Source organism: Enterobacter sp. SA187 (assembly GCF_001888805.2).
Classification (GTDB): domain Bacteria; phylum Pseudomonadota; class Gammaproteobacteria; order Enterobacterales; family Enterobacteriaceae; genus Enterobacter_D.
This window is the reverse complement of the sequence record NZ_CP019113.1, coordinates 2,938,950-2,962,673: the sequence shown is the minus strand read 5'-3', so window position 1 is coordinate 2,962,673 and position 23,724 is coordinate 2,938,950. Positions and strand designations below refer to the sequence as shown.

Sequence of the window (23,724 nt, the reverse complement as noted above, 5' to 3'; positions counted from 1 at the left end):
GGTATGGTCGTCCCAATCCGGTGTTAATGGCTTTTCGCCGTTAACTCCGCAATACGCACGATCACTTTCACCGCTTTTTCCATGCCTTCCAGCGTCACGAATTCATGCTTGCCGTGGTAGTTATAGCCGCCGGTGAAGATGTTCGGGCAGGGCAATCCCATAAAGGACAACTGTGCACCGTCGGTGCCGCCGCGAATGGGTTTCATGATAGGTTCGATATCGCAATCGCGCATTGCCTGCTGCGCAATGTCGATGATGTGCGGAAACTCGGCGACTTTCTCGCGCATATTGTAATAGCTGTCTTCGATCACCAGTTCAATGTAACAATCCGGGTGCAGCCCTTTGCCGACCTTTTTGGCGATCTCCATCATCTTACGTTTGCGCGCCTCAAAAGCCTGGCGGTCAAAATCGCGGATGATGTAGTGCATCTCGGCGCGATCCACCGTCCCTTTGATGCTGGTCAGGTGATAGAAACCCTCATACCCTTCCGTCTGCTCCGGGCTTTCCGCGGGCGGCACTTCTGCATGAATGCGGCTCGCCAGAGAGAGGGCATTGACCATTACCCCTTTCGCCGTACCGGGATGTACGTTGTTGCCGACGATTTTGATGGTTACCGATGCCGCGTTAAAGTTTTCAAACTCCAGCTCGCCCACGCCGCCGCCGTCAATGGTATAGGCCCAGCGGGCGTCAAAGGCTTCGACGTCGAAGTGCTTCGCGCCTTTACCCACCTCTTCATCCGGCGTGAAGGCCACGCGAATATCACCGTGACGAATGTTTTTATTAATCAGCACCGACAGCGCGGTCATGATCTCCGCCACGCCCGCTTTGTCATCGGCCCCAAGCAGGGTTTTGCCGTCGGTGGTGATGAGCGTCTGGCCCAGCAGCTGATGCAGCACCGGGAACATCACCGGGGATAACACTTCATCGCCCACGCCAAGAGCAATATCGCCGCCGCGATAGTTCTCGACAATCTGCGGATTGACGTTTTTACCGGTGAAATCGGGCGAGGTATCGACATGGGAAATAAAACCAATGGCCGGAATATCGCCCGGCACGTTAGCCGGCAGGGACGCCATCACCGTGCCTTTTTCGCTCAGGGTGACGTTAACAAGCCCCATTTCTTCCAGCTGATCTTTCAGCAGCTGCAACAGCTTCCATTGCCCTTCGGTACTGGGAACCTGTCTGACGCCCGGTTTTGATTGTGTATCCAGCGAAACATAGTGCAAAAAACGCTCTAGTAATTTATCCATGCGGGCCACCCTCACTATTTGAGACAACATTATTGATAAGCGTGAAAACAGAAATATTGCGTCAGGTCACTTTTACCCGTGCAAACGAGAATTTTTTAGCTTTCGCGACCCCAGACCTAAGCATGGTTGAGAAATTCCACCTCTGAAAGGGAATATCTCACAAGGATTGGCGATTTCAGTGGTTTGCCGTAGAATGCCAGGCCTCATTAATGTGTCAAACCCTAAGGTGGTTAATCACAAACCCCGCAATGGTAAGCCATCCATTGCGTCTACACGGGACAGAGTAAAAAATTGAATACACAAACGCGTTCGCTTTCGCCGCTGGTGCACCTGGCGGGGATTCGGAAAAGCTTTGATGGTAAAAATGTCATTTCCGATCTTAATCTCACCATCAATAATGGCGAATTTCTGACACTGCTTGGCCCCTCTGGCTGCGGTAAAACCACAGTGCTGCGCCTGATTGCCGGACTGGAAAATGTCGATGCCGGTCATATCCATCTCGAAGATCAGGACATCACCCAGGTTCCGGCTGAACACCGCCACGTCAATACGGTTTTTCAAAGCTACGCGCTTTTCCCGCATATGACGGTTTTTGAAAACGTCGCCTTTGGCCTGCGAATGCAAAAAACGCCAGCCGATCAAATTACTCCCCGCGTGACCGAAGCCCTGCGCATGGTGCAACTGGACAGCTTCGCCGAACGTAAACCGCATCAGCTATCCGGCGGGCAACAGCAACGTGTCGCCATCGCCCGTGCGGTGGTCAATAAACCGCGCCTGTTGCTGCTCGATGAATCCCTCTCCGCGCTGGATTACAAACTGCGCAAACAGATGCAGAACGAACTGAAAGCCCTGCAACGTAAACTGGGCATCACTTTTGTGTTCGTCACCCACGATCAGGAAGAAGCGCTGACCATGTCCGACCGCATCGTGGTGATGCGCGAGGGTAAGATCGAGCAGGACGGCACACCGCGTGAAATCTACGAAGAGCCAAAAAACCTGTTTGTCGCAAGCTTCATCGGCGAGATCAACCTGTTCAACGCCACGGTGATCGAACGTCTGGACGAACAGCGCGTGCGCGCCAGCGTCGAAGGCCGCGAATGCAATATCCACGTCCATTTCCCGGTAGAAAAAGGCCAGCGCCTGAACGTGATGCTGCGCCCGGAAGATCTGCGCGTGGAGGAGATCAACGACAGCCGCGAGGTGGACGGTCTGATTGGCTTTGTTCGCGAGCGCAATTACAAAGGTATGACGCTGGAGTCGGTGGTGGAGCTGGAAAACGGCAAAATGGTGATGGTCAGCGAATTCTTTAACGAAGACGATCCGGATTTTGACCACTCGCTGGATCAAAAGATGGCCATCAACTGGGTGGAAAGCTGGGAGGTCGTACTGCCTGATGAAGAGCACCAGTAAATTCCAGAATGTGGTGATCGCGACCGTCGTCGGCTGGCTGGTGCTGTTTGTTTTTCTGCCCAACCTGATGATCATCGTCACCAGTTTTTTAACCCGCGATGACGCCTCCTTTGTCAGTCTGGTGTTTACGCTGGACAACTATTCGCGTCTGCTCGATCCGCTCTATTTCGATGTGCTGTTGCACTCGCTGAATATGGCGTTGATCGCCACCCTCGCCTGCCTCGCGCTCGGCTATCCCTTTGCCTGGTTTCTGGCCAAGCTGCCGCAGAAGGTGCGCCCGCTGCTGCTGTTTTTGCTGATCGTGCCTTTCTGGACCAACTCCCTGATCCGCATTTATGGCCTGAAACTGTTTCTCAGCACCAAAGGCTATCTGAATGCGTTTCTGCTGTGGCTGGGCGTCATTGATACGCCGCTGCGTATCATGTTCACGCCGGGCGCGGTGATCATCGGGCTGGTGTATATCCTGCTGCCCTTTATGGTGATGCCGCTGTGGTCGAGCATTGAAAAACTCGACAAACCGCTGCTGGAGGCCGCCCGCGATCTGGGCGCCAGTAAGTTGCAAACCTTTATCCGCATTATTATTCCGCTGACCATGCCGGGCATTATCGCAGGCTGTCTGCTGGTGATGCTTCCGGCGATGGGGCTGTTTTACGTCTCGGATCTGATGGGCGGCGCGAAAAACCTGCTGATTGGTAACGTTATTAAAAGCCAGTTCCTGAACATTCGCGACTGGCCGTTCGGCTCCGCCACCAGCATTACGCTGACGGTGGTGATGGGCCTGATGCTGCTGGTTTACTGGCGGGCGATGCGTTTTCTGAATAAAAAGGTGGAGCTGGAATGATCGGTCGCCTGCTGCGCGGCGGTTTTATGACCGCCATTTACGCTTATCTTTATATTCCGATCATTATTCTGATCGTCAATTCCTTCAACCAGGCGCGCTTCGGCATCAACTGGCAGGGCTTCACCACCGACTGGTACAGCCTGTTGATGAACAATGACAGCCTGTTACAGGCCGCCCGCCACTCGCTGACCATGGCGGTGCTGTCGGCTACCTTTGCCACGCTGATTGGCTCCCTGACGGCGGTGGCGCTCTATCGTTACCGTTTTCGCGGCAAGCCTTTCGTCAGCGGCATGCTGTTTGTGGTAATGATGTCGCCGGACATCGTGATGGCCATTTCGCTGCTGGTGCTCTTTATGCTTATCGGCATTCAGCTGGGCTTCTGGTCGCTGCTGTTTTCCCACATCACTTTCTGCCTGCCGTTTGTGGTGGTCACCGTCTATTCGCGGCTGAAAGGGTTTGATGTGCGGATGCTGGAGGCGGCGAAGGATCTCGGTGCCAGCGAAGTGACCATTCTGCGCAAAATCATTCTGCCGCTGGCAATGCCTGCGGTGGCGGCTGGCTGGGTGCTGAGCTTTACCCTGTCGATGGATGACGTGGTCGTTTCGTCTTTCGTCACCGGGCCTGGCTATGAAATTCTGCCACTGAAGATCTATTCAATGGTGAAAGTCGGCGTGTCACCGGAAGTGAACGCGCTGGCGACTATTCTGTTAGTACTCTCGCTGGTTCTGGTGATCGCCAGCCAGCTTATTGCACGTGATAAAACCAAATCTCAGGGGACGTTAAAATGATCAAATGGTCACGCCACCTGCTCGCTGCGGGCGCTCTGGCAATGGGAATGAGCGCTGCTCACGCGGACAACAATACGCTTTACTTCTACAACTGGACCGAGTACGTGCCGCCAGGCCTGCTGGAACAGTTCACCAAAGAGACGGGGATCAAGGTGATCTATTCGACCTATGAGTCGAATGAAACCATGTATGCCAAGCTCAAAACCTATAAAGACGGCGCGTACGATCTGGTGGTGCCCTCCACCTATTTCGTCGATAAAATGCGCAAAGAGGGCATGATCCAGAAGATCGATAAAACGAAGCTCACCAACTTCCATAATCTCGATCCGGACATGCTGAACAAGCCCTTCGATCCGCAGAACGACTATTCCATTCCCTATATCTGGGGCGCGACCGCCATTGGCGTGAACAGCGAGGCTATCGATCCCGCCACCATCACCGGCTGGGGCGATCTGTGGAAACCGGAATACAAAAGTAGCCTGCTGCTGACCGACGATGCCCGCGAGGTGTTCCAGGTGGCGCTGCGTAAACTGGGACTGTCCGGCAACACCACCGATCCAAAAGAGATCGAAGCGGCCTATCAGGAGCTGAAAAAACTGATGCCAAACGTGGCGGCGTTCAACTCGGATAATCCGGCGAACCCGTACATGGAAGGCGAAGTGAATCTGGGTATGGTCTGGAATGGCTCAGCTTATGTTGCCCGTCAGTCCGGCACACCATTGCAGATCGTCTGGCCGAAAGAAGGCGGGATTTTCTGGATGGACAGCCTGGCGATCCCGGCTAACGCGAAAAACGTCGAGGGCGCGCTGAAGTTAATCAACTTCCTGCTGCGTCCGGACGTGGCGAAGCAGGTGGCGGAAACCATCGGCTACCCGACGCCGAACCTGGCGGCGCGTAAGCTGCTGGCCCCGGACGTGGCGAACGACAAATCGCTGTATCCGGATGCAGATACTATCAGTAAAGGCGAATGGCAGAACGATGTCGGCGCCGCCAGCGCCATTTATGAAGAGTATTACCAGAAGCTGAAAGCCGGGCGATAACCTTCTCCAGCCTCTCCCGCAGGGAGAGGCTGCACCATCTCACAAACCTTTCAATAGCTTGTCCACATACTCCGGCACCACCACGCTTGCCAGCCCGTAATGCTTCTCTTCAAATTCGCTGCCGACCTGGCTTGGCTCCAGATTAAGCTCCACCGTGTGCGCCCCTTGCAAACGCGCCTCATGCACAAATCCCGCCGCAGGGTAGACATGCCCGGAGGTGCCGATGGCGATAAACACGTCGGCCATCGCCAGTGCGCTGTAAATCTCATCCATCCCCAGCGGCATTTCGCCGAACCACACCACGTGCGGGCGTAAGGTGGACGGGAACTGGCAGCAGTGGCATTTGTCTTCCGGCGTGATATCTCCGGTCCACTCCAGCACCTGGCCACTGGTAGTGCAGCGCACTTTCAGCAGTTCGCCGTGCATGTGCAGCACGTTTTTATTGCCGGCGCGCTCATGCAGGTTATCGATATTCTGCGTCACCAGCAGAAAACGATCGCCCAGCGCGGCTTCAAGCTCTGCCAGGGCCAGATGCGCGGCGTTGGGCGCGATCTCCGGCAGCTGCAGCTGCCGACGGCGGGCGTTATAAAACGACTGCACCAGCGCCGGATCGCGGGCAAACCCTTCCGGCGTGGCCACGTCTTCGACATGATGTTCTTCCCACAGGCCATCGGCCGCGCGGAAGGTGCGAATGCCTGACTCGGCGGAGATCCCCGCTCCGGTCAGTACCACCACTCTCGGTTTTTCCATCACTTCGGGCACCACTCTGTCTCTGAAAAAAATTCGCTGGCGTAAACGCTCATGCAGACGACGTTTGTTACGGCGAAAACGGCTTAGACGATGTAACCGGCGCGACTGCATAGCAACCTCTTTAGGCTAGTCGGTGAGGTGAAGGAAGGCCGCTCCGCGCATCCCACCGGCATCGCCATGACGCGCGCGTTCAATACGCGGCAGCCGGGCAACGGGCAGCAGATGCGGCGGTAAGCGGTCGGCGATAAGGGTGGTCAGCGCAGAAAAATTCGATAACCCTCCGCCTATCACCAGCAAATCGGGATCCACAATCGTCAGTATATTGCCAAGGCACACCGCGAGCAGATCCGCGTAGCGCGCCACATGGGCGCGCGCCCTGGCATCCCCCTGCTCATAGAGCGCGATAATTTCCGGGGAGGATAAGGATTGATCGTAGAAGTGTTGGTACAACCATGCAAAGCCGCGACCGGAAAGATAGTTCTCAATACAGCCGAGTTTGCCGCAGCCGCAGCGGGTCAGCGGGAAGTCGAAGCCGACCACATCAAAGGCATCCACCGTCAGACGGATATGCCCGAACTCACCGGCGATATAGCTGCGTCCTGTAATGGATTTGCCGTTCAGCACCAGACCGCCGCCAACGCCGGTGCCGAGGATCAGCCCCATCACCAGCGGGTATTGCTTAAATTCATCGTCCCAGGCTTCCGACAGCGCAAAGCAGTTGGCGTCGTTATCCAGACGGACATCACGCGCCAGCAGCGCCGAGAGATCCGCGCGCAGGGGTTTACCGCTGGCGGCCGGAACGTTGGCGGCGTACAGCGTGCCGTCTGCGGTTTCCGGCATGCCGGGGATGCCGATGCCGACGGAGCCTTTGACGCCATAGCGTTCATCGGCTTCCAGCACCAGCGACGTTACCGCTTTAAGAAAAGCGTCATAACCTTCACGGGGCGTGGCGACACGGGTTTCATGGCATAACCGCCGGTCAGCGTCGAAAACGCCCATCGCAATTTTTGTACCACCAATATCAAATCCGTAATACATCGCCACTCCTTGTTGGTTATTGGCCGCTCAGCACCCTCGCCGGATCGATGTTGCTGGCGCGACGGGCCGGATACCAGCTGGCGAGCAGGCTCAGCACCAGCGCCGTAACCAGCACGTACACCACATCCAGCGCATGCAGCTCTGACGGCAGGAAATCAATAAAATAGATGTCGCCGGAGAGGAACTGATGGCCGATAAGACGTTCGAGGCCATTCATGATCGGCGTGAGATTCAGCGACACCAGTACGCCGATGACCACCCCACACAGGCTGCCGAACAGCCCGGCCAGCAGACCATACCAGACGAAAATGGCGCGGATCAGGCCGTCTTTCGCCCCCAGCGTACGCAGCACCGCGATGTCCCCGCTCTTGTCTTTTACCGCCATCACCAGGGTGGAGACGATATTGAAACAGGCGACGCCGATCACCAGCACCATCGCCAGATACATAATGGCGCGGATCATCTGAATGTCCCGGTACATATAGCCATAGGTGCCGATCCAGCTTTTGATATAAACGTAGCTGTTGGTCACCTCTCCTGCGTCGCGCACCAGTTTTTGCGCGTTAAAGACATCGTTCACTTTCAGGGCGATGCCCGTGACACTGTCACCCATATCCAGATACTGCTGCGCATCCTTCATCGGGATCATGGCAAAGCTGTGGTCGAGCTGACCGCTCAACTGCAAAATACCACTGACGTGCAGACGCACGCGCTTCGGCTGTTGCAGTTTGTGATCGGCGCTGGCGTTCGGGATCATGATCGACACCCAGTCGCCCTGCTTCACCTTCAGCGCGTCGGCGACGCCCTTACCGATGATGATCTGCTGTTCACCGGCTTTAAAGCCAGACCAGGCGTTGTTCTGCACAAAGCGTGGCAACGCGCTGAGCCGCGTTTCCTGCTGCGGATCGACGCCTTTCACCTGGATGGCGCGCAGGTTAGCGCCGCTCTCCACCAGCCCGGTAAAGTTAATATAAGGGGCGGCGGCCACGATGCCAGGCACTTTTTCGACTTTTGTCAGCGCCTCGGTCCAGTTATTCCACGGCTGGTTAACCGCTTCGATTTCACCGTGCGGCACCACCGCCAGAATGCGGTTATTCAGTTCGCGCTCGAAGCCGTTCATGGCGCTGAGGCCGACGATCAGCACCGCCACGCCCAGCGCGATACCGACGGTTGAGATCACCGAAATCAGCGATACCATGCCGCTGCGGCGGCGGCCGCGGCTGAACCGCAGCCCAATCAGAAGGGATAAAGGCGAGGCCATTACTGCGCTCCCATCAGCGTCAGGTCAGCAGTCAGGCGGCCATCGCGCATTTCGAGCTGGCGGGTCATACGACGCGCCAGTTGCAGGTCGTGCGTTACCACCAGAAAGGCCGTGCCCTGCGTCTGATTCAGCTCACCCAACAGGGCAAAAATACTGTCGGCATTGCGCGCATCAAGGTTACCGGTCGGCTCATCCGCCAGCACCAGTCGCGGTCTATTCACCAGCGCACGGGCGATAGCCACACGCTGACGCTCACCGCCGGACAGCTCGGAAGGCCGGTGTTTCGCACGGTGTTCCAGCCCCACGGCGGCCAGCATTTCCCGGGCGCGTCGCTCGATTTCCGCCGGTTTATGTTTGCCAATCAGCAACGGCATCGCCACGTTTTCCTGGGCGGTAAAGTCCGGCAGCAGGTGGTGAAACTGATAGATAAAGCCCAGTTCGCGGTTACGCAGCTCGGCTTTGGCAGTGGACGATAGTTTGCTCATCCGCTGATCGTCAAAAATCACATCGCCGGAGGTGGGGGTGTCCAGGCCGCCCAGCAGATGCAGTAAGGTACTTTTGCCGGAGCCGGAGCTGCCGACAATCGCCATCATTTCGCCCTGCCCCACGCTGAAGCTGACATCGTGCAGCACATCCGTTTGCACGTTCCCTTCCTGATAGCGTTTGCACAGGTTGTCGCATTGCAACAGGATCTTATTCATAACGTAAAGCCTCAGCGGGTTGGGTGGCGGCGGCGCGCCAGGAAGGGTAAAGCGTGGACAGCAGCGCGATGGCCATCGCCACCAGCGCAATAACGATCACCTGTAACGGCTCGATCACCACCGGCAATGCAGCGCCATCCAGCAATGCGCCAATGATCGGCATGAGATTATTGAGCTGGCTGGCAAGCAGCGCGCCCAGTAGCGCGCCGAGCAGCGCGCCGATGATCCCGGCGCTGGCGCCCTGCACCATAAACACCGCCATGATCTGGCGCGGCGTCAGGCCCTGGGTTTGCAGAATGGCGACCTCGCCCTGCTTCTCCATCACCATCAGGCCGAGAGAGGTAATGATGTTAAAGGCCGCGACAGCGACGATCAGGCTCAGCAGCAGCCCCATCATGTTTTTTTCCATGCGCACCGCCTGGAACAGTTCGCCTTTGCGATCGCGCCAGTCGTGCCATGCGGTGCCCTGGGGCAGCGTTTGCTGGCTGAGTTCGTCGACTTTCAGCGGCTCGTTAAGCCACAGACGCCAGCCGGTGATATTTCCCGCCGGATAGCGCATCAGGCGCGAGGCGTCCTGAATGTTCACCAGCATCTGGTAACCATCCACTTCGCTGTTGGCGGCGAAGGTGCCGATCACCGTAAACAGGCGCTGGCTGGGCAGACGCCCCATCGGCGTAAACTGACTGGCGGAAGGGACCATTACGCGCAGCTGATCGCCACGGTTAACGCCCAGTTGCCCGGCCAGCTGTTCGCCGAGAATGATGTTGTACTTGCCCGGCTGCAAATCGTTTTGCTGTACGTTGACAAGGAAGGGCGTAAGCGGATCTTTCTGCGCAGGATCGATGCCAAGCATGACGCCCACCGATACACTGCGCGCGCTTTGCAGCACCACATCGCCGGTGGTCAGCGGCGCGGTGCGGTTGACGCCCGGCAGACGGGCGGCGCTTTCCGGCACTTTTTCAGGATCCAGTGAGCCATGATCGGCACTCAGCACGGCCTGCGGCATCAGCCCCAGAATATTGTTTTGCAGTTCACGTTCGAAGCCGTTCATCACCGATAGCACCGTTACCAGCGCCATCACGCCGAGCGTAATGCCAATGGTGGAAAGCCAGGAGACAAAGCGACCGAAGCGGTCGACTGCACGCCCGCGCATATAGCGAAGGCCTATGAATAGTGCGACAGGTTGATACATGAAATCCGTCTGGTAGCTATGAGCAGACTTGGGAGTATATAAGCGAAACCGGGGATGGTAAATCGCTTAAACGTGAAGAATTGTCGCGAATGCACTTAAAAAGTTCTGAAAAATCAAACCACTATTCCATTAAATGCGCGCAGTGGCTGCAAAGTTACGTTTAATATTGTTCCGAAAATTGCGCCAGCCCGTCCAAATCCAGACCTTTACGCATTACCGCTGTCTCCTCTCATCATCACAATTAACGCCTGAACTTGGATATAACAGGCACGTGGTAAGCATGAAACAAAAAGCAGTATGGATTAACCAGATCAAAGGGTTGTGTATCTGTCTGGTGGTGATTTACCACTCGGTAATTACGTTTTATCCGCACCTGGAAGGGCTGCAACATCCGCTGTCGGAGACCCTGTCCAAGTGCTGGATCTATTTTAATTTGTACCTCGCCCCCTTCCGTATGCCGGTGTTTTTCTTTATCTCCGGCTACCTGATCCGCCGGTATGTGGAAGAGGTGCAGTGGGAAGGCTGCATCGATAAACGGCTGTGGAGTATTTTCTATGTGCTGGCGCTGTGGGGCGTGGTGCAGTGGCTGGCGATTGGCGCGTTAAACGACTGGCTGGCGCCGGAGCGGGATCTCAGCGCCACCGCCAACGCCGCCTATGCCGGATCCTTTACCGGCTTCCTGCACGGTATGCTTACTGCCAGCACCAGCCTGTGGTATCTGTATGCGCTGCTGGTCTATTTCGTGCTCTGCAAGGCGCTGCAACGCTGGAAAGCGCCGGTAATGGGCTTACTGGTTATCCTCTCCGTCGCCATTAATTTCCTGCCGCTGCCCTGGTGGGGGCTGAACAGCGTGGCGCGCAATATGATCTATTACAGCCTGGGCGCGTGGTATGGCGTGGCGGTGATGGACATCATTAAAAACGTGCCGCTGCGCCGCTATGCGCTGTGGCTGGGGATCGCTCTGGTGGCGTCGGTGCTGCTGTGGTTTAAAAACGTGCCGCTGCTGCTGTCACTGTTCTCCATTGTGCTGATCATGAAGCTGTTTTTGCAGCTGGAGCAGCGATTCCCGCCGGGTGAAAACAATCTGCTTAATGTAGTGGGTTCTAATACTATCGCTATTTACACCACTCACCGTATTCTGATTGAAGGCTTCAGCCTGGCGCTGATCCCGCTGCTTAATCAGGCGCGGCTGCCGCCAATGGTGGAACTGGCGCTGCTGCTGGTGTATCCCTTTATCAGTCTGCTGATTTGCACCGCGGCGGGACTGCTGGTGCGCAAACTCTCGACGCGTCTGTTTGGCGATCTGTTCTTCTCACCGCCGGTGGATTTACGTCCGGCAGTAGCCGCCCGGTGACGGTTGCCTTTGCTAAAATGGCATGATCGAGGATAATAAACTGCATTGTGTTTCAGTGGCATGCCCCCATATCGGGGGCGTACCCTTAAGAGATCATGACATCCGCTATGCCTGAACAATTCCGTTATGCCCTGCCCTCCAGAGCGGGCGACCAGCGTCAGCTGGGCGAACTTACTGGCAGCGCCTGTGCCACCGAAGTGGCTGAAATCGTTGAACGTCATACCGGCCCGGTGGTACTGATCGCGCCCGATATGCAAAACGCGCTGCGTCTGCACGATGAAATCAGGCAGTTTACCGATCATCTGGTGATGAATCTGGCCGACTGGGAAACGCTGCCCTACGACAGCTTCTCGCCGCATCAGGAAATCATCTCATCGCGCCTGTCGACGCTGTACCAGCTTCCCGCCATGCAGCGCGGCGTGCTGATCATGCCGGTCAACACCCTGATGCAGCGCGTTTGCCCGCACAGCTTCCTGCACGGTCACGCGCTGGTGATGAACAAAGGCCAGCGGCTGTCACGGGATGCGCTGCGCGCGCAGCTGGATAACGCGGGTTACCGGCATGTCGATCAGGTGATGGCGCACGGTGAATATGCCACCCGCGGCGCGCTGCTGGATCTCTATCCGATGGGCAGCGAGCAGCCTTACCGTATTGATTTCTTTGATGATGAAATCGACAGTCTGCGTCTGTTTGACGCCGACACGCAGCGCACGCTGGAGGAAGTGGAGGCCATCAATCTGCTGCCTGCCCACGAATTCCCCACGGATAAAGCTGCCATCGAGCTGTTCCGCAGCCAGTGGCGCGATAATTTTGACGTGAAGCGCGATGCGGAGCACATCTATCAGCAGGTGAGCAAAGGCACCCTGCCGACCGGTATTGAATACTGGCAGCCGCTGTTCTTCAGCGAGCCGCTGCCGGCGCTGTTCAGCTATTTCCCGGCGAATACGCTGATTGTGAATACCGGCGATCTGGAAAGCAGCGCGGAGCGTTTCCAGAACGACACCCAGGCGCGCTATGAAAACCGCGGCGTCGATCCGATGCGACCGCTGCTGCCGCCGTCCCGCCTGTGGCTGCGCGCTGACGAACTGTTCGGCGCGCTGAAAGGCTGGCCGCGCATTCAGCTGAAAACCGACAAGCTGGCTGACAAAGCCGCCAACACCAATCTGGGCTATCAGACGCTGCCGGATCTGGCGGTGCAGGCGCAGCAGAAATCGCCGCTCGACGCGTTGCGTAAATTTATCGAATCCTTCAGCGGCCCGGTAGTGTTCTCGGTGGAAAGCGAGGGGCGTCGCGAGGCGTTAGGCGAACTGCTGGCACGCATCAAGATCGCGCCGAAGCGCATTCAGCGTCTGGATGAAGCGACCGGTAACGGGCGTTATCTGATCATTGGCGCGGCGGAGCGCGGCTTTATCGACACCCTGCGCAACCGGGCCTTGATCTGTGAAGGCGATCTGCTGGGCGAGCGCGTGTCCCGTCGCCGCCAGGATAATCGCCGCACCATTAACCCGGATACGCTGATCCGTAACCTCGCCGAACTGCATCCCGGCCAGCCGGTTGTCCATCTGGAGCACGGTGTCGGACGCTATGCGGGAATGACCACCCTGGAAGCTGGCGGCATCAAGGGCGAATACCTGATGCTCACCTATGCCGGTGACGCCAAACTCTATGTGCCGGTTTCGTCCCTGCATCTGATTAGCCGCTACGCCGGTGGCGCTGAAGATAATGCCCCGCTGCATAAACTTGGCAGCGATGCCTGGTCACGGGCGCGGCAGAAAGCGGCGGAGAAAGTCCGCGATGTGGCGGCGGAACTGCTGGATATTTACGCCCAGCGCGCGGCGAAAAGCGGTTTCGCGTTCAAACACGATCGTGAACAGTATCAGCTGTTCTGCGAAGGTTTCCCCTTTGAAACCACGCCGGATCAGGCGCAGGCGATCAATGCGGTGCTCAGCGATATGTCTCAGCCGCTGGCGATGGATCGTCTGGTGTGCGGCGACGTGGGCTTTGGCAAAACCGAAGTGGCGATGCGCGCCGCCTTCCTTGCGGTGGAAAACCACAAGCAGGTGGCCGTGCTGGTGCCGACCACCCTGCTGGCGCAACAGCACTATGATAACTTCCGCGACCGCTTCGCCAACTGGCCGGTGCGCATTGAGATGCTCTCCCGCTTCCGCAGCGCCAAAGAGCAGGCGCAGATCCTGGAGCAGGTCGCCGAGGGTAAAATTGATATTCTGGTCGGCACGCACAAGCTGCTGCAAAGCGATGTGAAGATGCGTGACCTGGGACTGCTTATCGTCGATGAAGAGCACCGCTTTGGCGTGCGCCATAAAGAACGCATTAAAGCGATGCGCGCCGACGTCGATATTCTGACGCTGACCGCGACGCCGATCCCGCGCACGCTGAATATGGCGATGAGCGGCATGCGCGATCTGTCGATTATCGCCACCCCGCCCGCCCGTCGTCTGGCGGTGAAAACCTTCGTGCGCGAGTATGACGATCTGGTGGTACGTGAAGCCATGCTGCGTGAGATCCTGCGTGGCGGCCAGGTGTATTATCTTTATAACGATGTGGAAAACATTCAGAAGGCGGCGCAACGTCTGGCAAATCTGGTACCGGAAGCGCGTATCACAATCGGTCACGGACAGATGCGCGAGCGCGAGCTGGAGCGCGTAATGAATGATTTCCATCACCAGCGTTTTAACGTGCTGGTGTGCACCACCATAATCGAAACCGGGATCGACATTCCCACCGCCAACACTATCATCATCGAGCGGGCCGATCATTTTGGCCTGGCGCAGCTGCACCAGCTGCGCGGGCGCGTCGGGCGTTCGCATCATCAGGCCTATGCGTGGCTGCTGACGCCGCATCCGAAAGCCATGACCACCGATGCGCAGAAACGCCTCGAAGCCATTGCCTCGCTGGAAGATCTGGGGGCGGGCTTTGCGCTGGCGACCCACGATCTGGAGATCCGCGGCGCCGGGGAGCTGCTCGGGGAAGATCAGAGCGGTCAGATGGAAACCATCGGCTTCTCGCTGTACATGGAGATGCTGGAAAACGCGGTCGATGCGCTGAAAGCCGGGCGCGAGCCTTCTCTGGAAGATCTCACCAGCCAGCAGACGGAAGTGGAACTGCGTATGCCGGCGCTGATCCCGGATGATTACATTCCTGACGTGAATACGCGCCTGTCGTTCTACAAACGGGTGGCCAGTGCGAAAAGTGAGAACGAGCTGGATGAAATTAAGGTGGAGATGATCGATCGCTTCGGCCTGCTGCCGGATCCGGCGCGTACCCTGCTTGAGGTGGCGTTACTGCGTCAACAGGCGCAGCACCTGGGCATTCGCAAGATCGAAGGTAACGACAAAGGCGGCACTATTGAGTTCGCCGAGAAGAATCATGTGGATCCGGTGTGGCTGATTGGTTTGCTGCAAAAGCAGCCGCAGCATTTCCGCCTCGACGGGCCGACACGACTGAAGTTCTTCCAGGATCTCGGCGAGCGGAAAACCCGTATCGAGTGGGTGCGTCAGTTTATGCAGAAACTGGCAGAAAACGCCGTCGCCTGATCTCACTGGCGCGCCGTCTTCAGGCGGTGCGCCAGCCTTTACAAACTCTTTGCACTTCCCCTGCATTTCCCGACACGCCCACCATCCATAATTAAGGTTTATGTTGAATAACAATAACCTGAATATACCTGTGGGTGATGATACTAATGAAAACCTCGCGTTTTGCCCGTTGGCTGGCTTTTATTGCCGTTGCCTCGACTCTGGCGCTCGCCCTTCCCGCTCAGGCCAATACCTGGCCGCTGCCCGCGGCGGGAAGCCGGGTGGTCGGTGAAAACCGCTTCCATCTCGTGGAAAACGATGGCGGCTCGCTGGAAGCGATTGCCAAAAAATACAATGTCGGATTCCTTGCGCTGTTACAGGCGAACCCCGGCGTCGATCCTTACGTCCCCCGCGCGGGCAGCGTACTGACCATTCCGCTGCAAACCCTGCTGCCGGACGTACCGCGCGAGGGTATTGTTATTAACCTTGCCGAGCTGCGTCTTTACTATTACCCTCCGGGTAAAAGCGAAGTGACGATCTACCCTATCGGCATCGGCCAGCTGGGAGGCGATACCTTAACGCCCACCATGGTGACTACCGTATCGGACAAACGCGCAAATCCGACCTGGACGCCGACCGCGAATATTCGCGCCCGCTATAAAGCGCAGGGTATCGATCTGCCTGCGGTGGTGCCGGCAGGCCCGGATAACCCAATGGGGCATCATGCCATACGTCTGGCGGCCTACGGCGGTGTGTACCTGATCCACGGCACTAACGCAGATTTTGGCATCGGCATGCGCGTCAGCTCCGGCTGTATCCGTCTGCGGGATGGCGATATCGCCACGCTGTTTAAAAAGGTCACGCCGGGCACCAGAGTGAACATCATCAATACGCCGATCAAGGCCTCTGTCGAGCCGGACGGCCGTCGCCTGGTGGAGGTGCATCAGCCGCTGTCTAAATCCATTAACGACGATCCGAAAACCCAGCCAATTGTACTGAGCAGCGCAATGGAATCCTTTAAAGCCGATGCGCAAACGAATACCGCGCTGATGGATGAAGTGATGCAGGTTCGTTCCGGAATGCCGGTAGATGTCACGGAACATCAGGAGGTTGCGCAAAGTTTGTAATGCCTGCCGGTAATTTTTATAATGATCGTTCAACAAACATCATTATTCAGGCGGCGCTATGACCAACGACGTGACCTGCGGTACTAAAAAAAGCCGTGGCCGACCGAAAACCTTCGACCGGGACGCCGCGCTTGATAAAGCCATGACGCTATTCTGGCAGCACGGGTATGAGGCCACCTCGTTAGCGGATCTGGTTGAGGCGACAGGCGCCAAAGCGCCGACGCTGTATGCAGAGTTCACGAACAAAGAGGGGCTGTTCCGCGCCGTGCTCGATCGCTATATCGCTCGCTTCACGGCGCAGCATGACGCGCAACTGTTGTGCGAGGAAAAACCCCTGGAGCAGGCGCTGCGGGACTACTTCACCTCTGTCGCCACCTGCTTTACCAGCAAGGATACCCCGGCGGGCTGCTTTATGATAAACACCTCCGCGACGCTCGCCGCCTCCTCAAACGAAATCGCCCGGACGATCAAATCCCGCCACGCCCTCCAGGAGCAGACGCTGTTGAAGTTTTTACAGCAGCGACAGGCGCGGGGCGAGATCCCGGCCAACCGCGATGTGGTCGCGCTGGCACAGTTTCTGAGCTGTATTCTGCAGGGCATGTCCGTGAGCGCGCGTGAAGGCGCCTGCATGGAAAAACTGCTGCAAATCACCCACACCACCCTGCGACTGTGGCCTGAATTGCTGAAATCCTGACTGTAATCCCCTTCTTTCGTTTGATTGGCCTGACCTTTTGCAGCAATAGGTCAGGCCTTTCTGTTTTCCGCTTCGCTTTGCTATTCTTATTGTGATTATTTTTCTGCTAATGATTAGCAGTATCACAACGGGAGACGCTTGCAGGTCATGAAGACGCGATTTATGGCTGTTCACATGCAGAAGGAAAATGAAATGGTTTTGCTATTACCATTACTCAAAGTGCTAATAGTAATTACATTGTTGTTTAGTCTGTGGTTGTTGTGCGGCAGTTCAGTGCTTTTCGCTTTCGTCTCGGTATTGATTACGGCAGGTCTGCTGGTGAAGCAGAGTCGCGATACTGCGGTATAAGGCAGAAATAAAAAAGGACTCCCCAGCCTGAGCGATTGGGGAGTCAATTAATGCAGAACTTCTTTTTTACGCTTTGTTGTTCAGGATCAGCTGGCCATTGCCATCCAGCGGAATTTGCGTGCCGGGATCGTTATCCATACGAATTTTTCCCTGCTGGTCACCAATTTTGTAGGTGACGTCGTAACCGAGCATTTTTTCCGATTTTTCATACACGGTTTTACAACGCTGCTGCGTGCTGGTGTAGGTGTCATTATCCTGTAGTGACCCCTGGATCTGATTACCGGCATAGCCGCCGCCCAGCGCGCCGACAACAGTTGCCACATCTTTACCGCGACCGCCGCCAAACTGGTGACCAATCACGCCGCCTGCGACAGCGCCCAGCACCGACCCTGTCAGGCGATTTTCATCCTGCACGGGGCGACGATGCGTTACCGTCACGTTACGGCACTCTTTACGCGGCGTTTTAACCGTTTCTTTGATTGGTGTGGCTGAGACGACCTGCGCATATTGTGGGCCGCTTTTGAAGACATCAAGGCCTGCAACCGCTGCCACACCCAGAGCAGCGGCCACACCAATTCCTATACCCGCTAACATTGATTTATTCACAGGATCATCTCCCTTTTTTGCTATTGGTAACAATTTTGCAATCAAAGGCAGCGTACGCCAATCAGAATTCAGGAAGTTTGCGGGGTATTGTGCGGGGAAATGCGGTGATTCAGAGAAGTCTGACCACATAGCCCTGTCGGGCAGAAGGATATGCTGAACGCCCGCCGCGAAGCGGGGCATGGTCTGTCAGTGCAGCTTCAGACGCGGGCGGATCACCCGGTTAATACTGCCGACCACCATCATCAGGCCGGTTTTGAAATAGCCATGCAGCGCCACCTGGTGCATACGGTACAGCGAGATGTATACAAAGCGCGCCATGCGGCCTTCAATCATCATCGAGCCGCGCATCAGGTTACCCATCAGACTGCCGACGGTGGAGAAGTTCGACAGCGACACCAGCGAGCCATGATCTTTATAGACATACTCTTTCAGCGACTTGCCCTTCATCTGCGCCAGAATGTTGTGCAGCGCGCAGGTCGCCATCTGGTGAGCAGCCTGAGCGCGCGGCGGCACAAAGCCCCCTTCCGGACGGGCGCAGGAGGCGCAGTCGCCGATGGCGAAAATGTCCGGGTCGCGGGTGGTTTGCAGGGTCTGCTCAACCACCAGCTGATTAATGCGGTTGGTTTCGAGGCCACCAATCTCTTTCATAAAGTCCGGCGCTTTGATCCCTGCCGCCCACACCATCAGATCAGCTTTGATATGTTCGCCGTCTTTGGTGTGCAGCCCTTCGCTGTCGGCGCTTGTGACCATGGTCTGCGTCAGGACGCGTACGCCCATTTTAGTCAGTTCGTTGTGCGCGGCGCTGGAAATACGCGGCGGCAACGCAGGCAGAATACGCTCGCCCGCTTCCACCAGCGTCACGTTCAGCGCCTCGTTGCTCAGCCCTTTGTAACCGTAGCTGTGCAGCTGTTTCACCGCATTATGCAGCTCTGCTGACAGTTCAACGCCGGTCGCGCCGCCGCCGACAATGGCAATGTTGACCTTGCCGCTGGCACCGAGGTTGGCGGAGTATTTCAGAAACAGGTTAAGCATTTCCTGATGGAAACGACGGGCCTGGTGCGGGTTGTCGAGGAAGATACAGTGCTCTTTTACGCCCGGCGTGTTGAAATCATTGGAGGTGCTGCCCAACGCCATCACCAGGGTGTCGTAAGCGATTTTACGTTCCGGCACCAGCAGATCGCCCTTCTCGTCGCGCAGTTCAGCCAGCGTCAGGGTTTTACTTTCGCGATTGATATCCATCACGGAGCCAAGCTGGAACTGGAAGTGATGGTTACGCGCGTGCGCCAGGTAACTCAGCGCATCCACGCCTTCGTCCAGCGAGCCGGTCGCCACTTCGTGCAGCAGCGGCTTCCACAGGTGGCTGTGGTTACGGTCGATGAGCGTGATTTTCGCTTTTTTACCGCGTCCGAGCTTTTTACCCAGTTGAGTGGCCAGCTCAAGGCCGCCTGCACCGCCGCCCACAATCACGATCTTTTTCAATGGTGTAGTCAAGGTGACCCCCTTAAAATTATTAACCAATTGTTAAGTAAAAGTTATAAAAATAAGTTTTATTTAACAACAAGTTACCAGCAGGAAAACGCCTTACCGGTAACGAGAATAGCATGTTCGGTGCATTGGTCATACCAAAATTGATGTACATCAAGTTTTGCTGCTTAAAAGATAAGCGTGATCCGCAGTAAAGGAAAAAAAAGTCAGCGATTAAGCTGACTTTTAAGAATGTACGCCGGATTAACCGAGGGTTTTAAAGGCTTTGATGCGCTGCAAATGCGGGGAGATATTCTTAAACTTATGCGTCTGCTCTTCATCCCAGACGATTTCGTAAAAAGGTTGCAGCAATGCCGCCGAACGCTGGCTGTCGAGCGCCTCGTCCCGGCGGGACAGGATCGCCAGACAGCGGTCGCGGTTTTTTTCGCGAAAATTAGTCACGCATTTGGTGGCAATATCGGCGTACTCTTCAGGACGGTCGATTTTGCCTTCCATATTCTCCTGCGGCCACAGATTCGGGTTAAACATCACCTGCCGGATATCGCACAGAAAGCCGATACGCTCGGCCCAGAAACCGCCCAGCCCGACGCCGCAGATCAGCGGACGCTCATCGACATTAAGCTGCAACATTTTATCCACTTCTTTCAGCAGGTGCTGCATATCATGCCGCGGATGGCGGGTGCTGTAGCTCAGCAGCCGCACATCCGGATCGATAAACTGAAGCTGCAATACTTTCTCGTGATTACCCGGACTGTTCGAGTCAAAACCGTGTAAATAGATGATCATTGTGCCCTCACCACACTGCAACGCACCGATGGATTAATGCGCCGTTTTATGTTCCTGCCAGCGTTCGTGCAGCTGTTCCAGCGCGGCGCTGACCGTTTTCCACTTCGCGGATGACATCAATTCCTGACGCGTAAATGAACCTTTATGATACAACTCTGTAACACGTTCTGCTTTGATCGGCGACAGGTTATCCAGAACACTGACCGCGCCTTTACGATTATTACAAACCAGGATCATATCGCAGCCGGCATCCAGCGACGCCTGCCCGCGCTCCGCATAGCTGCCCATAATCGCCGCCCCTTCCATCGACAGGTCGTCGGAGAAGATCACGCCGTTAAAGCCCAGCTCGCCGCGCAGCACGGTTTTCAGCCAGTAGGGTGAACCGCTTGCCGGACGCGGATCCGCCTCGCTGTAAATCACATGCGCCGGCATGATGGCGTCAAGCTTGTTATCCGTAATCAGCGAGCGGAAAACGGACATGTCTTTGGCGCGGATCTCCGCTTCATCACGGGGATCGCGCGGCGTCTCTTTGTGGGAATCTGCGCTTACCGCGCCATGTCCCGGAAAATGCTTGCCGGTGGTCTTCATTCCGGCGCTGTGCATACCGTCGATAAAACGGGTCGCCATTGCCAGCGCGGTAGCCGGATCGGCATGGTACGAGCGTTCGCCAATGGCCGCGCTGATATGTCCCACATCCAGCACCGGCGCAAAGCTGATGTCGATGTCCATGGCGATCATCTCGCTTGCCATCAGCCAGCCAGCCTCTTCCGCCAGCCTGCCGCCCTCGGTTGTTCCCAGCAGCGCGGCGAAGGACTGTGCCGCGGGCAGTCGCGTGAAACCCTCTTTAAAGCGCTGCACGCGCCCGCCTTCCTGATCCACCGCCACCACCAGTCGGTGATGTGACGCCTCGCGGATCTGGCGCACCAGCTCGCGCAATTGGGCGGGATCGTGATAATTGCGGGTAAACAGGATCAAACCGCCCACCAGCGGATGCGCCAGAATTTCGCGCTCTTCGGCATCCAGCTCATAGCCTTCAACATCTAACATTACCGGACCCACACTGACCTCTCTTATCCTTTAGTCTGCAACTGGCGCCATATTTCATCGGCCAGCGTTATAAATTGTTGTTCGCCCGTCTGTTGCCAGCGGTACTCGTACCAGCCCGCCATCAGCATCATCACCCAGGGCCGCCAGCGCCGCACCTGCCGCTGTAACATGATGGGATCGATGCTGGCCCGGCGGGCATAATCCGCCACCAGCCCCTGTCGCGCGGCGTCATCCATCCACACTGAGGCCAGCTCAAGGGCGATATCGCCATCTCCCGCGTACTCCCAGTCGATCAGCCGCAGCCCCTGCGCACTGTGCACCAGATTGCCCGCGTGGACATCCATATGCAGCGGCGCCAGCCGCAGCACGCGCGGCTCCCTCTGTTTGCGCAGCCTTTTCAGTTGCCGCAACCAGAACGGCGTGCGTCGCGCGGGCGCGGCCTGTTGCCAGTAGCCTTCAAGCAGCGGCAGCAGCGTAATGCGCCAGCCAAAACAGGGCTGCTGGTGCAGATGATACAACACCTCTGCCAGCGCATCGGTAGCCGGTAGCGCAGTTTTTACCTCACCGCGCAGAAAATCGACGGCCATCCAGCCTTCACCGTAACGCAGCGGCTGTGGCGCAAGCGAAACAGGGAGACGTTTCAGGACATGATACTGACGCAGAAAAGGCGCGGCGGGGGTGGCCGCGTGACGGAAACGGAGCACCAGACGCTGCTGCCCGCGTTCAATAATGATACTCCCGCCGGACAGACCGGACGTTGTCTGATCTGCGGCGGGCGTAAACTGCGGAAAATAGCGTGACAGAATAGCGTCACGCTCAGGTTTATTGTTGTGCAACGCTGCCTTTACCTGACCAGACGATCTCGCCAGTCTGTACCAGCATCAGCTGCATTTGCAGGGTCGGGGCGTTAACGTTGCCGCTGGCGCTGGAATAGAGTACATACTGCGCGCCAACGTTACGGGCGATGCCGATGGCTTTGCTGCGGGTGCCGAGACTGTCCTGCGGGGATAACCCCAATTGCTGTTTGGCGACGCCCAGCTGCTGCGCGGATACCAGCGTGAATTTGCCGTTGTTCGCCAGCGCATTGCGCAGCGCATCGGTGCCTTCGCCGGTATTGAGCGAGCCGTTGGTGCGGTTATTGACGCTGTCCACCAGCAGCACGCTGCCGCCTGCCGCGCCGCTCGCCTGCAGCATTTTGCTGACCATCGGCGAAATCGCGCCGGACCAGTCGTAGTGACGTACGCGCGGCGTCGGCTGCACGGTTTCGTCCTGATGCTCAATCGGCCCTGGCTGTGACGGGATGGTCGGTACTGACGGCACGGTCGGCAGCGGTTGCTGCGGCGTGGTCGGTTGTTCCGGTACCGGCGTCGCCTGGTCGACCGGCGCGGGTTGTTCCTGATTAATCTGACAGCCGGTCAGGATCAATGCCAGTGTGGCAAGCAGGGCGTAACGTCCCATCATTCTCATTCAAATCACCCCTTATAAATAGAGATAGAGCCGCACTTTATGTGCGCCCAGGTAGTTGGCGCTGCCATAAAGCGTCACCGATGCGTGTGCAGGCACAGTGACGGTTCGCGGCGCTTCCAGCGGATGCATTTCAAGGCCTCTGGCGTCATACCAGTAAAAACGATAGTTAACCGTTACCGGCACGTTTCTTTCATTGTAGAGAGTTGAGGACGCAGAAGACTGAATTTCCGAGCGGGATAATTCCGGTTTTTCGGCGGAGATCCCCGCCGCGAGGACGGTTGACTCCATCACCAGCGTTTGCTCATCGCTGACCGGGATCGCCGGTTTTGCGCTGCATCCGGCAAGTAAAATCGCCGCCAGTAATACGGCAGTACGCCCTTTGGTCATCTTAGCGGCCTTTGTGAGACAGCATAGGACCCAGGGCATGGCCCCCGACCAGATGCAGGTGAATATGATAGACCTCCTGGCCGCCATGACGATTGCAGTTCATGATCAGGCGGTAACCGTCCTCGGCAATGCCTTCCTGCTTTGCGATTTTCGCCGCGACGGTCATCATGCGGCCCAGCGCTTGCTCATGGGCTTCGGTGGCGTCGTTGATGGTCGGGATCAGAATATTCGGCACAATCAAAATGTGTACAGGAGCCTGTGGGGAAATGTCGCGGAACGCGGTGACCAGCTCATCCTGCCAGACAATATCCGACGGAATTTCGCGACGAATAATTTTACTGAAAATAGTTTCTTCTGCCATGTCGTCTTCCTTCTTTATGACTGCATAATATTGCCAGAGAGTATGAGTGACAATCTCCTGATGTTTCAACTATAAACCTCATTTTCTTACCCTGCCGAAAGCTTATGTCATCCCCCTGTTCATCGTGCTGAGTAAAACCGGGTTTCATTAATAAATATTACATCTGTTTACAGGGTGAACTGTAATGCGTATATTTCGCATTTGCATTTCCATGCGCGTTTCATAACTGAATAATTAACTATCCTGCACCGCGCCGAC

General features: G+C 56.6%; 22 protein-coding genes. 8 read left to right on the top strand and 14 right to left on the bottom strand.

The annotated features are described in order from the left end of the window. Window positions 1–23 precede the first annotated feature (23 nt). Entirely contained in the window at window positions 24–1,250 is a 1,227-nt protein-coding gene (pepT, locus tag BMF08_RS14145; RefSeq protein ID WP_072568192.1) for a peptidase T, read from the bottom strand. A 258-nt stretch (window positions 1,251–1,508) separates the two neighbouring features. Here pepT and potA point away from each other — a divergent pair, with 258 nt between their 5' ends. Genes potA through potD form a run of 4 tightly spaced genes read left to right on the top strand, consistent with a single transcriptional unit; the run spans window position 1,509 to window position 5,329 of the window. Continuing rightward, window positions 1,509–2,660, top strand: a complete 1,152-nt coding sequence (gene potA / locus BMF08_RS14135; protein WP_199775958.1) for a spermidine/putrescine ABC transporter ATP-binding protein PotA — start codon at window positions 1,509–1,511, stop codon at window positions 2,658–2,660. Continuing rightward, window positions 2,644–3,501, top strand: coding sequence for a spermidine/putrescine ABC transporter permease PotB (potB, locus tag BMF08_RS14130; RefSeq protein WP_072568190.1), 858 nt, complete (start codon window positions 2,644–2,646; stop codon window positions 3,499–3,501). The genes potA and potB overlap by 17 nt, the downstream gene beginning before the upstream one ends. After that, on the top strand, window positions 3,498–4,289 hold the full coding sequence (gene potC, locus BMF08_RS14125) for a spermidine/putrescine ABC transporter permease PotC (protein ID WP_072568189.1): 792 nt from the start codon (window positions 3,498–3,500) through the stop codon (window positions 4,287–4,289). The genes potB and potC overlap by 4 nt, the downstream gene beginning before the upstream one ends. Then, complete coding sequence (potD, locus tag BMF08_RS14120; protein WP_072568188.1) at window positions 4,286–5,329, top strand: spermidine/putrescine ABC transporter substrate-binding protein PotD; 1,044 nt, start codon at window positions 4,286–4,288, stop codon at window positions 5,327–5,329. Before potC ends, potD begins: the two co-directional genes overlap by 4 nt. A gap of 39 nt (window positions 5,330–5,368) precedes the next feature. Here potD and cobB read toward each other — a convergent pair whose 3' ends face one another. From cobB to lolC, 5 genes are read right to left on the bottom strand one after another with little or no spacing between them, the layout of a single operon-like run. Further along, window positions 5,369–6,190, bottom strand: coding sequence for a Sir2 family NAD+-dependent deacetylase (gene cobB / locus BMF08_RS14115; RefSeq protein WP_072568187.1), 822 nt, complete (start codon window positions 6,188–6,190; stop codon window positions 5,369–5,371). 15 nt (window positions 6,191–6,205) lie between these two features. Then, window positions 6,206–7,117 carry an N-acetylglucosamine kinase gene (nagK, locus tag BMF08_RS14110; protein ID WP_072568186.1) on the bottom strand — a complete coding sequence of 304 codons (912 nt, stop codon included), beginning with the start codon at window positions 7,115–7,117 and terminating at the stop codon, window positions 6,206–6,208. Between the two features lie 16 nt (window positions 7,118–7,133). Beyond that, entirely contained in the window at window positions 7,134–8,378 is a 1,245-nt protein-coding gene (gene lolE, locus BMF08_RS14105) for a lipoprotein-releasing ABC transporter permease subunit LolE (protein ID WP_072568185.1), read from the bottom strand. After that, a complete protein-coding gene (gene lolD / locus BMF08_RS14100; protein WP_072568184.1) occupies window positions 8,378–9,079 on the bottom strand; it encodes a lipoprotein-releasing ABC transporter ATP-binding protein LolD in 702 nt (233 codons plus the stop codon). The genes lolE and lolD overlap by 1 nt, the downstream gene beginning before the upstream one ends. Next, the gene (lolC, locus tag BMF08_RS14095; protein ID WP_072568183.1) at window positions 9,072–10,271 is read right to left on the bottom strand and encodes a lipoprotein-releasing ABC transporter permease subunit LolC; all 1,200 of its coding nucleotides are present in this window, start codon (window positions 10,269–10,271) and stop codon (window positions 9,072–9,074) included. The genes lolD and lolC overlap by 8 nt, the downstream gene beginning before the upstream one ends. 280 nt (window positions 10,272–10,551) lie before the next feature. On the opposite strand from lolC, the gene BMF08_RS14090 reads away from it, so the two are divergent. From BMF08_RS14090 to BMF08_RS14075, 4 genes are all read left to right on the top strand, one after another. Then, a complete protein-coding gene (locus BMF08_RS14090; protein WP_072568182.1) occupies window positions 10,552–11,625 on the top strand; it encodes an acyltransferase family protein in 1,074 nt (357 codons plus the stop codon). 107 nt (window positions 11,626–11,732) lie between these two features. Next, window positions 11,733–15,179 carry a transcription-repair coupling factor gene (mfd, locus tag BMF08_RS14085; RefSeq protein ID WP_072568181.1) on the top strand — a complete coding sequence of 1,149 codons (3,447 nt, stop codon included), beginning with the start codon at window positions 11,733–11,735 and terminating at the stop codon, window positions 15,177–15,179. Between the two features lie 137 nt (window positions 15,180–15,316). After that, the gene (gene ldtC, locus BMF08_RS14080; RefSeq protein ID WP_072568180.1) at window positions 15,317–16,285 is read left to right on the top strand and encodes a L,D-transpeptidase LdtC; all 969 of its coding nucleotides are present in this window, start codon (window positions 15,317–15,319) and stop codon (window positions 16,283–16,285) included. A gap of 58 nt (window positions 16,286–16,343) precedes the next feature. Then, window positions 16,344–16,979 carry a TetR/AcrR family transcriptional regulator gene (locus tag BMF08_RS14075; protein WP_072568179.1) on the top strand — a complete coding sequence of 212 codons (636 nt, stop codon included), beginning with the start codon at window positions 16,344–16,346 and terminating at the stop codon, window positions 16,977–16,979. Between the two features lie 414 nt (window positions 16,980–17,393). Here BMF08_RS14075 and BMF08_RS14065 read toward each other — a convergent pair whose 3' ends face one another. The 8 genes from BMF08_RS14065 to hinT all read right to left on the bottom strand — a co-directional run bounded on the left by BMF08_RS14065 (window position 17,394) and on the right by hinT (window position 23,466). After that, a complete protein-coding gene (locus BMF08_RS14065) occupies window positions 17,394–17,933 on the bottom strand; it encodes a glycine zipper 2TM domain-containing protein (protein ID WP_072568177.1) in 540 nt (179 codons plus the stop codon). A 186-nt stretch (window positions 17,934–18,119) separates the two neighbouring features. Next, window positions 18,120–19,424: an NAD(P)/FAD-dependent oxidoreductase gene (locus BMF08_RS14060; RefSeq protein WP_072568176.1), complete on the bottom strand. Its 1,305-nt coding sequence runs from the start codon at window positions 19,422–19,424 to the stop codon at window positions 18,120–18,122. 237 nt (window positions 19,425–19,661) lie between these two features. Continuing rightward, window positions 19,662–20,204 (bottom strand): alpha/beta hydrolase YcfP, encoded by a 543-nt coding sequence (gene ycfP, locus BMF08_RS14055; RefSeq protein WP_072568175.1) that lies wholly within the window; start codon window positions 20,202–20,204, stop codon window positions 19,662–19,664. Between the two features lie 33 nt (window positions 20,205–20,237). Next, the gene (gene nagZ / locus BMF08_RS14050; RefSeq protein WP_072568174.1) at window positions 20,238–21,263 is read right to left on the bottom strand and encodes a beta-N-acetylhexosaminidase; all 1,026 of its coding nucleotides are present in this window, start codon (window positions 21,261–21,263) and stop codon (window positions 20,238–20,240) included. Window positions 21,264–21,274: 11 nt separating this feature from the next. Then, the gene (thiK, locus tag BMF08_RS14045; protein ID WP_072568173.1) at window positions 21,275–22,087 is read right to left on the bottom strand and encodes a thiamine kinase; all 813 of its coding nucleotides are present in this window, start codon (window positions 22,085–22,087) and stop codon (window positions 21,275–21,277) included. Then, window positions 22,074–22,718 (bottom strand): penicillin-binding protein activator LpoB, encoded by a 645-nt coding sequence (lpoB, locus tag BMF08_RS14040; RefSeq protein WP_072568172.1) that lies wholly within the window; start codon window positions 22,716–22,718, stop codon window positions 22,074–22,076. The genes thiK and lpoB overlap by 14 nt, the downstream gene beginning before the upstream one ends. Window positions 22,719–22,730: 12 nt before the next feature. Further along, window positions 22,731–23,105: a YcfL family protein gene (locus BMF08_RS14035; RefSeq protein WP_072568171.1), complete on the bottom strand. Its 375-nt coding sequence runs from the start codon at window positions 23,103–23,105 to the stop codon at window positions 22,731–22,733. A 1-nt stretch (window position 23,106) separates the two neighbouring features. Then, complete coding sequence (hinT, locus tag BMF08_RS14030; RefSeq protein WP_072568170.1) at window positions 23,107–23,466, bottom strand: purine nucleoside phosphoramidase; 360 nt, start codon at window positions 23,464–23,466, stop codon at window positions 23,107–23,109. Between the last annotated feature and the right edge of the window lie 258 nt (window positions 23,467–23,724).